The organism is Burkholderia sp. HI2761 (assembly GCF_002223355.1).
Taxonomy (GTDB): domain Bacteria; phylum Pseudomonadota; class Gammaproteobacteria; order Burkholderiales; family Burkholderiaceae; genus Burkholderia.
The window spans coordinates 481,499-494,689 of sequence record NZ_NKFN01000009.1 but is presented as its reverse complement, the minus strand read 5'-3'; the positions used below and the strand labels follow the sequence as shown (position 1 = coordinate 494,689).

Here is a 13,191-nt window from a genome sequence, read left to right as displayed (position 1 = left end):
GATGTGGGTTGGCATGCCGGAGGGGCCGGACCTCAATGCGCCGGCGTCAACGTCGCTGCACGGCGGCGATAGAGCGCGAACGTCGCAAGCAACGCGCACATCGCGGCGAAGCTCATCCAGTAGCCCGGTGCGGCCTTGTCGCCCGTCATGTGAATGAGCCCGGTCGAGATGACCGGCGTGAAGCCGCCGAACACGGCCGTCGCGAGGCTGTACGCGAGCGAGAAGCCCGCGACGCGCACCTGCACGGGCATCACTTCCGTGAGCGCGACGATCATCGCACCGTTATAGATCCCGTACATGAACGAGAGCCAGAGCAGGACGAGCAGCATGTTGACGAACGACGGCGCGTGAGCGAGGAACGTCAGCGCCGGGTAGGCGGTCACGACGGTGAGCATCGTCATGCCGACCAGCAGCGGCCGGCGGCCGATCCGGTCGGAGAGCGCACCGCCGATCGGCAGCCACACGAAGTTCGACACGCCGACGCAAAGCGTCACGAGCAGGCTGTCGGCGGTGCTCAGATGCAGCACCGTCTTGCCGAAGGTCGGTGCGTAGACGGTGATCAGATAGAAGCTCGTCGTGGTCATCGCGACCAGCATCATGCCGGCGACCACGACGCCCCAGTTCTGGACCAGCGTACCGAACACTTCCTTCATGCCCGGACGATGCTTGCGGGCCTTGAATTCATGGGTTTCCTCCAGGTTGCGGCGCAGCATGAAGATGAACGGCACGATCATGCAGCCGACGAAGAACGGCACGCGCCATCCCCAGGCGGCGATCTGCGACGCGCTCAACCACTGATTGAGCGCGAAGCCGAGGCCCGCCGCGATGACGATCGCCACCTGCTGGCTGGCCGATTGCCAGCTCGTGAAGAAGCCCTTGCGGCCGGGCGTCGCCAGCTCGGCGAGATAGACCGATACGCCGCCCAGTTCGGCGCCCGCGGAGAAGCCCTGCAGCAGCCGGCCGGTCAGCACGAGCACGGGCGCGAGCAGCCCGATCGTCGCGTAGCCCGGCACGAACGCGATCAGGATGGTGCCGCTCGCCATGATCGTCAGCGTGACGATCAGGCCCTTGCGTCGGCCGACCTCGTCGATGTACGCGCCCAGCACGATCGCGCCCAGCGGCCGCATCAGGAAGCCGGCGCCGAACACGGCGAAGGTCATCATCAACGACGCGAACTCGCTTTGCGCGGGGAAGAAGACGTTGGCGATCTGCGTGGCGTAGAAGCCGAACAGGAAAAAGTCGAACTGCTCGAGAAAATTGCCGGCCGTGACGCGAAAGATCGCGGCGGCCTTCGAACGTTCGGCCGGAAGGCGGGACGAGGGGTGCATCGGGGTGTCTCCTGAAAACCTGAAATACGCGGGAGGGGCTGGTCGATTGTCGTTTTCCGGCATGTTGGCGCGGTATCGATCAAACGATAAGTGCGATTTTCGGAACGATTGATGCAGGATGGTTATCAATCAACATGAGCCGCATGTGTCCGGATGGCGTTCGGGCGTATTGCCGCATGCCTGGGTGACCGCACACGTTTGCGCCGTCACGCGATGCCGATGTGGCCGACGGGCGGCCATGCCGGCCTCGATTTTTCCTGAACCGTGCCGTTAACCGGGATTGGAATCCGCGCTGGCGCAATCGCAGCTGGCATCTCACAACGAGCGCGAGCATGCCCGCATTCACTTCGATCGAGAAAATCGCCGACTGGGCCGGACGCAATCCGTTCGTCGTCGGCGCGCTGGGCACGCTGATGTCGCTCGCGGCGCTCGGAATCAGCGCGGTGACGCTGTGGGCCGCGCGCAGCGAAGTCGTCGTGCACGCACATGAGACGTCGCGCAACGTCGCGGCCGTACTGGCGAGCCAGATCGCGAGGACGGTCGAAACGTCGAACACCGCGCTGGTCGCGCTGGCGGCCGATCTCGGCAAGCCGGGCGTGCAGCGCATGGACGCCGGGTTACGGCACGACCTGCTGTTCGAGCGCACCGCGGCGCAATACGTGACCGGCATGGGCGTGACCGACCGGCACGGCCGGCTGATCGACGGGTGCTGCAGCTCGACCCACCGGTGGGACTTCGGCGATCGCGACTACTTCAAGGTTCATCGCGATGCGGACAACGTCGGGCTCTACGTATCCCAGCCCTATCGCGCCCGCTCGCGCGACGGCAAGGAATCCATCGCGCTGTCGCGGCGCATCGAGCGGCCGGATCATGCGTTCGACGGGATCGCGGTCGTCGCCGTCGATCTCGCTTACTTCGAGCAGCTCCTGTCCCGTCTCGACGTCGGGCCGAACGGGGTCAGCGCGATCGTGCGCGCGGACGGCACGATCCTCGCGAGAAACCCTTCGTTGAACGAAGGCCAGATGAGCCGCCTGCGTCTGTCGAAATCCTTCAAGCGGATGGTGAACAGCGAATCGGGCTTCTATCCCGCGCGCTCGAGCCTCGACGGCACCGTGCGGTTGTATACGTACCAGCGGATACCGGGCACGCCGCTGATCGCGGTCGTCGCGCCGGCCGAAAGCGACGTGCTGGCCGGCATCCGGCGCCTGTCGTGGACGGTCGGCGTGTCGGCATCCGTGATCGGCGTATCGTTCTGCGCGGTGGTCTGGCTGCTTGCCTTCGCATTGCGGGACAACTTCCGCAAGCAGACGCTGCTGACCGATCTCACGCGTACCGATCCGTTGACCGGACTGCACAATCGTCGCGCGCTCGATACCGCGCTGGCCGACGAATGGGAGCGGCTGCAACGCGGCAGCGACGGGAGCCTGTCGGTGCTGTTCATCGACGCCGATCACTTCAAGCAGTACAACGACCGGCACGGGCACGCGCTGGGCGACACCGCGCTGCGCTTTCTCGCCGAATGCATCCGCGCGCATACGCGGCGGCGCGGCGACCTCGCCGCGCGCTACGGCGGCGAGGAATTCGTCGCGGTGTTGCCCGATACGGACGAAGACGGCGCCGCGCAGGTGGCCGACGCGATTCGCCGCGAGGTGGAACGCAACCGGCTCGACGGGTTTGCCGAAACCGTTCCGGCCTTCACCGTCAGCATCGGCTGTGCAACCGGTCGGCGCGCGCGGCATGCTTCCGTGCACGCGCTCGCGCATCAGGCGGACATGGCGCTCTACCGCGCCAAGCGCGAAGGCAGGAACCGCGTGTGTTGCGCGCGGACGGAGCCGGTCGCACAGCCGGCGTGAAGGCCCCGGTTCGAATCGGGATGGAAGGCGGAATCACCCCTGCCGATTGCGACGGCATCCCCCTCGGCACATCGCGGCCGCGACGCGCGTGCGCTGTCTCGACCGCGGCCGTTTCACTGCCCGGGTTCGATATACGCAGCCAGTTCTTCCGGCTTTCCCGATGGAAACGCGTCCTTCAGATGATCGAGAAACGCGGAAACGCGCGCGCTCAATAATCGTCTGGACGGATACAGCGCCCACAGGGCGATATCGGGCCCCGGCACGTCGCCCCAACTGACGAGCGTGCCGGCGGCCAGGTCGCGGCTCACGAGCGATACCGGCAGGCGCGCGACGCCCAGGCCGAGGCGGACCGTATCGCGCACCATGACCAGCGACGACAGCCGCGCCACGGGTTCGACCGGTATGCGCGCCGTCCCGGCCGGGCCCGCGATTTCCCATACGGCGCGGGTGCCGATCGCGCCGCGAACCACGGCCGGTGCGGGTGCGTCGCCGCTAGGCCGCGCCAGCGCGGGCGTCGCGACGACGACCAGCCGGTCGCGCAGGATCACGCGCCCGATCAGGCTCTCGTCCGGGTCCGGGTTCACGCGTATCACGAGGTCGTACCCTTCCTCGATCATGTCGACGGGCCGGTCTTCGGTCGTCACCTCCAGCCGGACGTCCGGGTATTTCAGCGCGAACGTCGCCACCAGCTTCCCCATCGCGAACTGGGAAAAGAGCATCGGCGCGCTGATGCGCAGCCGGCCGCGCGGCCGCTCGCTCCCCGATGCGATCGCCGACGCGCTGTCGGCAAGCTCCGCGAGCAAAGCACCCGTCCGCTCGTAGAGCGCGCGTCCTTCCTGCGTGAGCTTCACGCCGCGCGACCCGCGTTCGAACAGACGCAACGACAGACTGTTCTCCAGTTCCGCCACGCGGCGCGACAGCGTCGCCTTTGGGCGATCCGCGACCCGCGCGGCTTCCCCGAAGCTGCCATGGCGGGCGACGAGGTTGAAATCGGCGAGAGCAAGCAGGTCCATGTGTTCCACCAGTGAGACGACACGTCTATTTATCACATCTTCCGGATCGTGTGTGGATCACTTAACTTACGCAGGCAGTCAACCCAACCGTTACTTCAGGAGTGAACATCATGACCATTCTCGTTACCGGCGCCACCGGCCGTGTGGGCCGCCAGGTCGTCCGTCAACTCGTCGATCGCGGCGCCGACGTGCGCGTGCTGGTGCGCGATCCGGCCAAGGCCGACTTTCCGGCGGGCGTGACCGTCGCGCAGGGCGACATGCTCGACGTCGACGCGCTGCGGGCGGCATTCTCCGGCGTCCGCACGCTGTTCCTGCTCAACGCCGTGGCGGGCGACGAATTCACGCAAGCGCTGATTGCGCTGAATCTGGCCCGCGAGTCGGGCATCGAGCGCGTCGTCTATCTGTCGGTTCTCCACGCCGACCGCTTCGTGAACGTGCCGCACCTCGCGGTGAAATTCGGCGCGGAGCGGATGATCGAGCAGATGGGCTTCAGCGCGACGATCCTGCGCGCCGCATATTTCATGGACAACGAATCGATGGTCAAGGACGTGATCGTCGGGCACGGCGTCTATCCGGTGCCGATCGGCGGCAAGGGCGCCGCGATGGTCGACGTGCGCGACATCGCGGAAGTCGCGGCGATCGAATTGATCCGCCGCCACGACGCGCCCGGCAAGCTGCCGGTCGACACCCTCAACCTGGTCGGTCCCGACACGTTGACGGGCGCGCAACTGGCGTCGATCTGGTCGGAAACGCTCGGCCGCCCGGTTGCGTATGGCGGCGACGATCCGACGCCGTTCGAAAGCAATCTGGCTCAGTTCATGCCGAAATGGATGGCCTACGAAATGCGGCTGATGGCCGAACGCTACGTCAGCGACGGCATGGTGCCGGAGGCCGGCGACGTCGAGCGGCTGACCGCGATCCTCGGCCGCCCGCTGCGGACGTATCGCGACTTCGCGGCCGCGCTTGTGCGCTGAGCGCGATGGCGCGCGTTCATGCCGACGGTGGCTGGGCGGGCAGCCGCCCTGGAAGAACCGGCCGCCGTGCGCGGCCGGGGTTTACAGCATGGCCTGACTGATCAACGCGTACAGTCCGAAGGCCGGGTCGGCCGGGCCCTCGTGTGCCGCGGCCGGCGCGTTGCGAACCATCTTCGAACAGGTATCCACCTGTTTCAATCCCTGCTCGCTCAGCCACGCCGGCAGACTGCTCCCGGAAGGCACGTCGATACGAACGAATTCGCCGTCTCGTTTCGTCAGCCAATAGCCGATCAGCGCCTTCGCACGCGCATCGTCGCCCGAACGCGGCGCGACCACCGGACCGATCACGTATCCGCGACCGAAGCGCCGCAGCACCGAAAACCCGACGACCTCGCCGTCGCGTTCGAGCACGACGCTTTCGCCCCGCTTCAGCAACGCGGACAACAGCGCTTCGCGCTCGAGGCCGGAAGCCCGTGCGTCGAGTTCGATCAGGCGCGGCCAGTCCGCCGGCGAACCGGCACGCAGCCGCTCGCCGTCGGGCACGGCAACCGCGGCGGGCCGATCGACATTGCCCTGATATTGGCCCAGCGATCCGCACACGCTGAATCCCAGTTTCTCGTAGAGCGGCCGACCGGCCGGCGTCGCGTGCAGAAACGTGATGCGCGGCCCCAGTTCGTCGAGGAGCGTCTCCATCAGTTTGCGGCCGATTCCCCGGCCCTGATGCGCGTCGGAGACGATCACATGCCCGATCGCCGCGCGATCCGCACCGAACTTCCAGCACATCGCCGTGCCGATGACCACGCCGTCTTCCTCGGCCGCGAACGCGGTCGACGTGTCGGCGGAGAACTGCCAGTCTTCCACCCTGAACGGCCAGCGAAGCGCCGTGGTAAGGGCATGGGCAGCGGTGACGTCCGCCGCGGTGAATCCCCGGTAGCGAAGCGCCGACGTCGCGCCGTGCGCCTTCACTTCATGTTCCTGTTTCATCAAGGAATCCTTCCAAATAGTGTTTTCGTGCGACACGGCACGCTGAAAAATACGCGGCGATCACGTCGAAGCGGCGACGAATTGCACGGCTCTCCCCGGCTGGCATGGGTACCCGACCACCCGGAAGAACGCCTTTCCCGGACCCGACGCCCGATCAACCCGACGTCGACCGGTTTCAACACCGCCCCGACCCATCACGGCGATCGCGTGAAGTAACGCTGCGCCAGCGCGACCCAATACCGGACGCCGGCCGGAATGATGTCGTCGTTGAAGTCGTATTTCGGGTGGTGCAGTGCCGGCGCGCTCGCGCCGTCCTGCGCATTGCCGATCAGCACGTAAGCGCCCGGCCGCTCCTCCAGCATGAAGCCGAAGTCTTCGGACGTCATGTTCGGCGGCACGTCGCGCTCAACGCGCGCGTCGCCGAACGTGTCGCGAATCACCGCTTCGCACAGCGCCGTCTCGGCCGGCGTGTTGACCGTCGCCGGGTAGTACTGAAAAAACTCCACGTCGACCTGCGCGCCATAGGCCCCCGCGAGCCCCTCGCACGCGAGCCGGACGTCGCGCTGCAGCTTCTGCTGCAATGCCGACGACAGCGTGCGGATCGTGCCGCGCAGCTCGGCTGTGTCGGGAATCACGTTGTCCGTCGTGCCCGCATGGAACATGCAGACGGAAATGACGGCCGGGTCGACGGGGTCCTTGTGCCGTGCGGCGATGGTCTGACACTGCAGCACCATCGAGCACGCGAGCGGCACCGGATCGATGCCCAGATGCGGCTGTGCCGCATGCGCGCCCTTGCCCGTCACCGTGATCCTGAAGCGGCAGCCCGCGGCCATGATCGGGCCCGTACGCAACCCGAAATGCCCGGCCGGCAGACCGGGCCAGTTGTGCATGCCGAATACCGCTTCCGTCGGGTATTGCTCGAACAGCCCGTCGTCGATCATCCTGCGCGCGCCCGCGCCGCCCTCCTCGCCCGGCTGAAACACGAAATGGACGGCGCCGGGCAACTGCGGCAGCGCCTTCAGTACGCGTGCGGCGCCGAGCAACATCACGGTATGGCCGTCATGGCCGCACGCATGCATGATCCCGTGCGTGCACGATGCGTGCGCGAAGTCGTTCGCTTCGTGGATCGGCAATGCGTCCAGATCGGCGCGCAGCACGATGCCGCGGCGCGGATCCGCGCCGGGCAGGCTCGCGACGACGCCCGTGCCGCCCAGCCCGCGCGACACCGCGTAGCCGAGCGCTTCGAGCTCGCGGGCGACGACGTCGGCCGTCCGGTGTTCCTCGAATCGCAACTCGGGATGCGCGTGCAGGTCGCGGCGCAGTGTCGCCCAGTGCGCGTGATGCGCGTCCAGCGACGCGTCGGGGATGATGGCGTTTTCCACTCTCGGCACCCTTGCTAAGCAAACCGGTTCAAATCGCGACTGCTGCGTCGCGCGCAACGGCCGCATCAATCATAAAAACCCAGGATGGACTTGACCTCCATGTACTCCTCCATCCCCTCGACCCCGTATTCGCGGCCGTTGCCCGACTGCTTGTACCCGCCGAACGGCGCCTGAGGATCCCATGCAGGGTAGTTCAGATGCACCTGTCCTGCCCGGATGCGCGCGGCCACCGCGCGTGCGCGTTCCTTGTCGGTGCCCTGCACGTGCGCGCCGAGCCCGTAGACCGTGTCGTTCGCGATGGCGACCGCTTCGTCGACGGTGTCGTAAGGCAGGATCGCGAGTACCGGACCGAAGATCTCCTGCTGCGCGATCGCCATGTCGGTGCGCACATCGGAGAAAATCGTCGGCCGCGCATAGAAGCCCTTGTCGAGCCCCGCGGGCCGGCCGGGGCCGCCGGCGATCAGCTTCGCGCGTTCGTCGATGCCCGCGTCGATCATCCGCGCGACCCGACCGAACTGCGCGCGATTGGCGAGCGGCCCATGCGTCGTGGCCTCGTCGAACGGATCGCCGACAACGAGCGTTTGCATCGCCGCGACGGCCAGTGCCTCGACCGCGCCGAGCGCGTCGCGCGGCACGATCATGCGGGTCGGCGCGCTGCACGATTGCCCCATGTTCCGGAACGCGGCGGCCACGCCCGGCGGGACCGCGCGCGACAGGTCCGCATCCGGCAACACGACGTTCGGCGACTTGCCCCCCAGTTCCTGCGCGACGCGCTTGACGGTCGGCGCCGCCGCCTGCGCCACCAGCACGCCGGCCCGCGTCGAGCCGGTGATCGACACCATGTCGACTTCCGGATGCGCCGAAAGCGCGGCGCCCACCGTTTCGCCGCTGCCGCTCACGAGATTGAATACGCCGGCGGGCACGCCCGCGTCGGCGACGACTTCCGCGAACAGCAGCGCGCTGAGCGGCGACAGTTCGCTCGGCTTCAGCACCACCGTACAGCCGGCCGCGAGCGCCGGCCCGACCTTCGCGGTGATCTGATAGATCGGCCAGTTCCACGGCGTGATCAGTGCGCACACGCCGATCGGCTCGCGCACGACCGCGGTCGTCCCGCGCCGCTCGACGAATGGGTAGCGCGCGAGGTTATCGCGCGCGACGCGAATATGTTCGGCCGCGAGCGGCACGTGCGCGCCGCGTGCGTAGCCGATCGGCGCGCCCATTTCCAGCGCGAGCGCGGTCGAGAACAGCTCGGCGCGCTCCAGCATCAGCGCATGCACGCGGTCGAGCAATGCAGCGCGTTCCTGCGGTGACGTCGCGGACCAGCGTTCGAACGCGTGGCGCGCGGCCCGCACCGCGCGGTCGGCGTCGCGCGCGCTGCCGAGCGGGATCTCGCACAGCGTGTCTTCGGTGGACGGACTGACGACCGAGAACCGGTCGCGACCGTCCGGCATGACCCAGTCGCCGTCGATGAAAAAGCGATCGAGCCGGCCGGCTTGCATTAGGCGAACAACAGGTGAATTCATTGCAGCGGGTCCTTGAGTCGATACCAGGCGCCGACGAACGGCAGGAACCAGGGTTTGCCGAAGCGGCCCGGAATCGCGGGCCAGTCGAAACCTTTCCACGGGTTGAGGTCGGCGCGCCGCGTCCGCGCGACGGCCTTGCACTAGAAATCCGCGACCTTGCCCCATGCCGACTCGCTGAACCGGCCGGGCCGGTACGGCGCCGGGTCGACGAACGGTTGCGCCGCGGACGCGAGATCGGCGATCAGGTGCCCGGCGCCCGGCCCGATCCCGAAGCCGTGCCCCGAAAACCCCGCCGCGAGGATCAGCCCCGGCACGCCCGGCACTTCGCCGATGCCCGGCACGCCGTCCGGCGTGCTGTCGACGAACCCGGCCCATGCGTGCGTGATCGTCGCGTCGCGCAGTTCCGGCAACAGTTCGGCCGCGCGGCGGTACGTTTCGGCAACCGTCGGCATGTCGGGCTTCGGATCGAGAATGCGTACCGCTTCCATCGGCGTCGGCGCATCGAGGCGCCAGCGCTTCAACGTTTCATGGCCGCCACGCACGCCTTCGAGGCCGCCCGGCAGCAGATTGCGCCAGCGCTTCGCGAACATCGGCACGAATTGCGGCGCGAAGCGCAGGAACTGCGGCGTCAGGTCCACCCGCGCGCGGCCGCTGATCGCCAACGCGTAGCGTCCGTCGCTGCGGCGCGTCACGGACACGCCGGACGTATACATCGCATCCGGCAGCGGATGCTCGACCGGCGACACGCTCAGGATCGACTGACGGATCGACGCCTGCGGAAACCGGATGCCGAGCTGGCGGCAGAACGACGACGCCCATGCGCCGCCGGCCATCACGACCGTCCGGGTCTTGATGACGCCCGCCTCCGTGACGACGCCGGCGACGCGGCCGGCCTCGAGCTCGATGCCGCGCGCCGCGCAGTGCTGGTGGACGCTGCCGCCCAGCTTCATCAGCGCGGCGGCCACGGCCGGCGCGGCCTTCGCCGGATCGGCCGTGCCGTCGGTCGGCGAGAACACGCCGCCCTTCCACTGCCGGCCGGTCGCGCGCCCGCGCTCGGCGGCCTGCTTGCTGTCGAGCATGTACGTGGTCACGCCCGCGGTCTTCGCGAATTCGCCCCAGTTGGCCCAGCGGGACAGTTCGGCCTCGTCGTTGCTGAGATACAGCAGCCCGCAGCGATGAAAGCCCGTGTCTTCCCCGGATTCGGCGGCGAATCGTTCCCACAGATCGATGCTCTTGCTCGCCATCGGCAACTCGCGCGCGTCGCGGTTCTGCTGCCGGCACCAGCCCCAGTTGCGGCTCGACTGTTCGGCGCCGATGCGCCCCTTCTCGACGAGCGCGACCGAGATGCCGCGGCGCGCCAGATAGTAGGCGGTGAAGACGCCGATGATGCCGCCGCCGATCACGACGACGTCGGCCGCGGCCGGCGGCGTGGACAAGGTTTCGATATGGCGCAGCGGAGGGGACATGTTCAGTCTCGCTCCACGGTGGTATCGACGGTCTGCATGACGTAGAACTTCGCCACGCGTTCGCTGCTTTCCCATCCGATCGACGCGCCGCGCGGCACGAACAGCGCATCGCCGGCACCGAGCGACAGCACGCTGCCGTCGGGCGCCGCGAACCGCACGCCGCCGTCCAGCAGGAACATGAACTCGTTGGCGCGATGCGGCCGCACGATCCGGTGATACGGCGTCGAATCCCACGTGCCCGCGCAGTACCCGGCGCCGTCGTCGGTGAACACGTTGTCGCTGCGGCATTGCGGCGCGGGGCCGAGCAGTACCTCGGCCGGCAGCGTCGCGGACGGTTTGAAATCCGCGTCGGCGCGCAGCGCAAAGAGGCCCTGCTTCGTCGGTTTCGCGCACGCTGCCGCGCAGAACATCAGTAGCACCGGCGATTGCGCGGCGACGCGCAGTGCGGTGCCGCAGCCGATGACGGCGCCTTGCCCCGGGCCGACGACCAACGGTGCGGCCCCAACCGCTTCGAGCGTCAGCTCGCCTTCGACGACGACGAGCGTTTCGATGTGCGGAAAGCTCGGCACGTCCAGCTCGCCCACGAAACCGATACGTCCGGCGGCCATCGCGTCGGGGCCTTCCCATGCGATCTCGCGATGCGACGCGAACGGATCGCTCGCGCCGAACGCCTGCTTGCTGAATGCGGTGGAAGACGGTGCGCCGTCGGCCCGGTGCAACACGAAAACTGCGGTCATTTCTACTCCTGTGCAGTGCGCGACGGACTGCTTCAACGTCGTCACGCGATATCGGAAATCGTCGTTCGCCGGCTCTTCTGCCGGAAAATCCTCAGCGGGGCATGACGTCCATGCGTGCGCTTATGCCGCATGACACGACGCATCGCGGCGTTCGGCGCGCAGGCGCGTCGACGGCGTTCGCACCGATGCGCCGCCCGTTCGGGCGACCACGTAATCGCGCGGCGTGATCCCGAGCACACGCCGGAAATGCCGGCACAGATGGCTCTGATCGAAGAAGCCGACGTCGGTCGCGACGACCGACGGCGCGAGACCGGCGCGCAACAGGTCCTGCGCCCGCCGTACCCGCACGAGACACAGATACCGGTGCGGCGACAGCCCGGTTTCGCTGCGAAAACGCGCGGTGAAACGCGACACGCTCAACCCGGCCACCGCCGCGAGCGTATCGAGGTTCAGCGGCTGCGCGAACGACGCGTCGATCGTGCGCAGCACGTCGCCGATCGCCGGCGAGACGGGCCGCGCGACACGCGGCGAGCCAACGAATTGCACTGTCATATCGAATTCTCCCGGCGCTCGCTTCAATGCAGGAAATCCTGCATCCGGTAATACGCGCCGACGAGCGGCAGGAACCACGCGTGCCCGAAATGGCCGGGTATCGCCGGCCAGTCGAGTTCGCGCCACGGGTTCGACGCGGCCGCGCCGTACAGCACGTCCGCCATCACGCGGCCCATGTGCACCGACATCTGCACGCCGTGGCCGCTGTAGCCCATCGAGTAATAGAGCCCGTCGTGCTGGCCCGCGCGCGGCAGCCGGTCGGCGGTGATGTCGACCAGACCGCCCCAGCAGTAGTCGAGCCGCACCCCGGCCAGTTCGGGGAAATAGCCGGCCATGCCGGCGCGCAGGACGTCGCCGCTCTTCGCATCGGAGCGCGGGCTCGACATCGCGAAACGCGCGCGGCCGCCGAACAGCAGCCGGTTGTCGGGCGTCACGCGGAAGTAGTTGCCGATCTGGCGCGACGTCACATACGCGCGGCGATGCGGAAACAATCGGTTCAACTGCGCGTCGGGCAGCGGCTCGGTCACGACGATGAAGCTGCCGACCGGCGCGATGCGTCGCCGGAACCACGCGAACGGCCCGTGCTGCGAGGCGCCGGTCGCGACCAGCACGCGGTCGGCGACGAGCGTGCCGCGCGTGCACGTGACCGTGTGGCGCTCGCCGTCGAGCCGCTCGATCTGCGTGACGGCCGCGTGCTCGTAGACGCGCGCGCCGGCACGCACGGCCGCTTGCGCGAGCCCGACGCCGAACTTGCCCATGTGCATCTGCGCGCCGTTGCGCTGCAGAAGTCCGCCGTAAAAACCGTCGGACGCGATTTCATCGCGGATCCGCGACGGCTCGATCAGTTCGATATCCGGATCGACGTCGCGTCGCAACGCGTCGAAGGTCTTCGCGAGCCCCGCGAAGTGCTGCGGTTTCGCGGCGAGCTTCAGCTTGCCCGCGCGCCGGAAGTCGCAGTCGATCGTGTGTTCGGTCACGATCGTCTCGACGCTCTTCACCGCGCTTTCGTACGCGCGATAGAACTGCTTCGCGGGCTCGGCGCCGATACGGGCGGCGAGCGACGCGTAGTCCTGCGCCACGCCGGTATTGCACTGGCCGCCGTTGCGACCCGACGCTTCGCCGGCGACCTGCGCGGCTTCGAGCACGACCACCGATACGCCGCGCTGCGCGAGCGCGAGCGCCGCCGACAAGCCGGTGAAGCCGCCGCCGATCACGACCACGTCGGCGCGCCCTTCGACGGGGCCAACGCTGCCGGCGCGAAACGCGGGGCGGGTATCCAGCCAGTACGATTCCAGTTTCATTGGATCCTTCATTTGCATGCCGGCAATGACGATCGGCGACCGTTCAATGGGAATCATTTAATCATCGTCACAAACCGC

Annotated in this window: 11 protein-coding genes; 2 read left to right on the top strand and 9 right to left on the bottom strand. The window is 67.9% G+C overall.

The window, feature by feature from the left end; genetic code table 11:
* Nucleotides 1-32: 32 nt before the first annotated feature.
* Nucleotides 33-1,328 carry an MFS transporter gene (locus CFB46_RS34145; protein ID WP_027786631.1) on the bottom strand — a complete coding sequence of 432 codons (1,296 nt, stop codon included), beginning with the start codon at nt 1,326-1,328 and terminating at the stop codon, nt 33-35.
* A 332-nt stretch (nt 1,329-1,660) separates the two neighbouring features.
* Between CFB46_RS34145 and CFB46_RS34140 the strand changes: the two genes are divergently transcribed.
* Nucleotides 1,661-3,181, top strand: coding sequence for a GGDEF domain-containing protein (locus CFB46_RS34140; protein WP_027786630.1), 1,521 nt, complete (start codon nt 1,661-1,663; stop codon nt 3,179-3,181).
* Nucleotides 3,182-3,294: 113 nt separating this feature from the next.
* Here the strand turns inward: CFB46_RS34140 and CFB46_RS34135 are convergent, their stop codons facing one another.
* Nucleotides 3,295-4,194, bottom strand: coding sequence for a LysR family transcriptional regulator (locus CFB46_RS34135; RefSeq protein WP_027786629.1), 900 nt, complete (start codon nt 4,192-4,194; stop codon nt 3,295-3,297).
* 110 nt (nt 4,195-4,304) lie between these two features.
* Between CFB46_RS34135 and CFB46_RS34130 the strand changes: the two genes are divergently transcribed.
* On the top strand, nt 4,305-5,168 hold the full coding sequence (locus tag CFB46_RS34130; protein ID WP_027786628.1) for an SDR family oxidoreductase: 864 nt from the start codon (nt 4,305-4,307) through the stop codon (nt 5,166-5,168).
* Between the two features lie 81 nt (nt 5,169-5,249).
* Here the strand turns inward: CFB46_RS34130 and CFB46_RS34125 are convergent, their stop codons facing one another.
* The 7 genes from CFB46_RS34125 to CFB46_RS34095 form a co-directional block, all read right to left on the bottom strand.
* A complete protein-coding gene (locus CFB46_RS34125; protein WP_027786627.1) occupies nt 5,250-6,152 on the bottom strand; it encodes a GNAT family N-acetyltransferase in 903 nt (300 codons plus the stop codon).
* A gap of 194 nt (nt 6,153-6,346) precedes the next feature.
* On the bottom strand, nt 6,347-7,534 hold the full coding sequence (locus tag CFB46_RS34120) for a M20 aminoacylase family protein (RefSeq protein ID WP_027786626.1): 1,188 nt from the start codon (nt 7,532-7,534) through the stop codon (nt 6,347-6,349).
* A gap of 65 nt (nt 7,535-7,599) precedes the next feature.
* Nucleotides 7,600-9,057, bottom strand: a complete 1,458-nt coding sequence (locus tag CFB46_RS34115; RefSeq protein WP_027786625.1) for an aldehyde dehydrogenase family protein — start codon at nt 9,055-9,057, stop codon at nt 7,600-7,602.
* A 140-nt stretch (nt 9,058-9,197) separates the two neighbouring features.
* Nucleotides 9,198-10,523: an NAD(P)/FAD-dependent oxidoreductase gene (locus tag CFB46_RS34110; protein WP_027786624.1), complete on the bottom strand. Its 1,326-nt coding sequence runs from the start codon at nt 10,521-10,523 to the stop codon at nt 9,198-9,200.
* 2 nt (nt 10,524-10,525) lie between these two features.
* Nucleotides 10,526-11,260: a cupin domain-containing protein gene (locus CFB46_RS34105; protein WP_027786623.1), complete on the bottom strand. Its 735-nt coding sequence runs from the start codon at nt 11,258-11,260 to the stop codon at nt 10,526-10,528.
* A 120-nt stretch (nt 11,261-11,380) separates the two neighbouring features.
* Nucleotides 11,381-11,812 (bottom strand): helix-turn-helix domain-containing protein, encoded by a 432-nt coding sequence (locus CFB46_RS34100; protein ID WP_027786622.1) that lies wholly within the window; start codon nt 11,810-11,812, stop codon nt 11,381-11,383.
* A 23-nt stretch (nt 11,813-11,835) separates the two neighbouring features.
* Complete coding sequence (locus CFB46_RS34095; protein ID WP_027786621.1) at nt 11,836-13,113, bottom strand: NAD(P)/FAD-dependent oxidoreductase; 1,278 nt, start codon at nt 13,111-13,113, stop codon at nt 11,836-11,838.
* Nucleotides 13,114-13,191: the final 78 nt, after the last annotated feature.

Coding starts and splice junctions, on each gene's coding strand:
- CFB46_RS34115 (WP_027786625.1), bottom strand. CDS start 9,057: ATGAATTCACCTGTTGTTCGCCTAATGCAAGCCGGCCGGCTCGATCGC.
- CFB46_RS34125 (WP_027786627.1), bottom strand. CDS start 6,152: ATGAAACAGGAACATGAAGTGAAGGCGCACGGCGCGACGTCGGCGCTT.
- CFB46_RS34140 (WP_027786630.1), top strand. CDS start 1,661: ATGCCCGCATTCACTTCGATCGAGAAAATCGCCGACTGGGCCGGACGC.
- CFB46_RS34100 (WP_027786622.1), bottom strand. CDS start 11,812: ATGACAGTGCAATTCGTTGGCTCGCCGCGTGTCGCGCGGCCCGTCTCG.
- CFB46_RS34135 (WP_027786629.1), bottom strand. CDS start 4,194: ATGGACCTGCTTGCTCTCGCCGATTTCAACCTCGTCGCCCGCCATGGC.
- CFB46_RS34105 (WP_027786623.1), bottom strand. CDS start 11,260: ATGACCGCAGTTTTCGTGTTGCACCGGGCCGACGGCGCACCGTCTTCC.
- CFB46_RS34110 (WP_027786624.1), bottom strand. CDS start 10,523: ATGTCCCCTCCGCTGCGCCATATCGAAACCTTGTCCACGCCGCCGGCC.
- CFB46_RS34145 (WP_027786631.1), bottom strand. CDS start 1,328: ATGCACCCCTCGTCCCGCCTTCCGGCCGAACGTTCGAAGGCCGCCGCG.
- CFB46_RS34095 (WP_027786621.1), bottom strand. CDS start 13,113: ATGAAACTGGAATCGTACTGGCTGGATACCCGCCCCGCGTTTCGCGCC.
- CFB46_RS34130 (WP_027786628.1), top strand. CDS start 4,305: ATGACCATTCTCGTTACCGGCGCCACCGGCCGTGTGGGCCGCCAGGTC.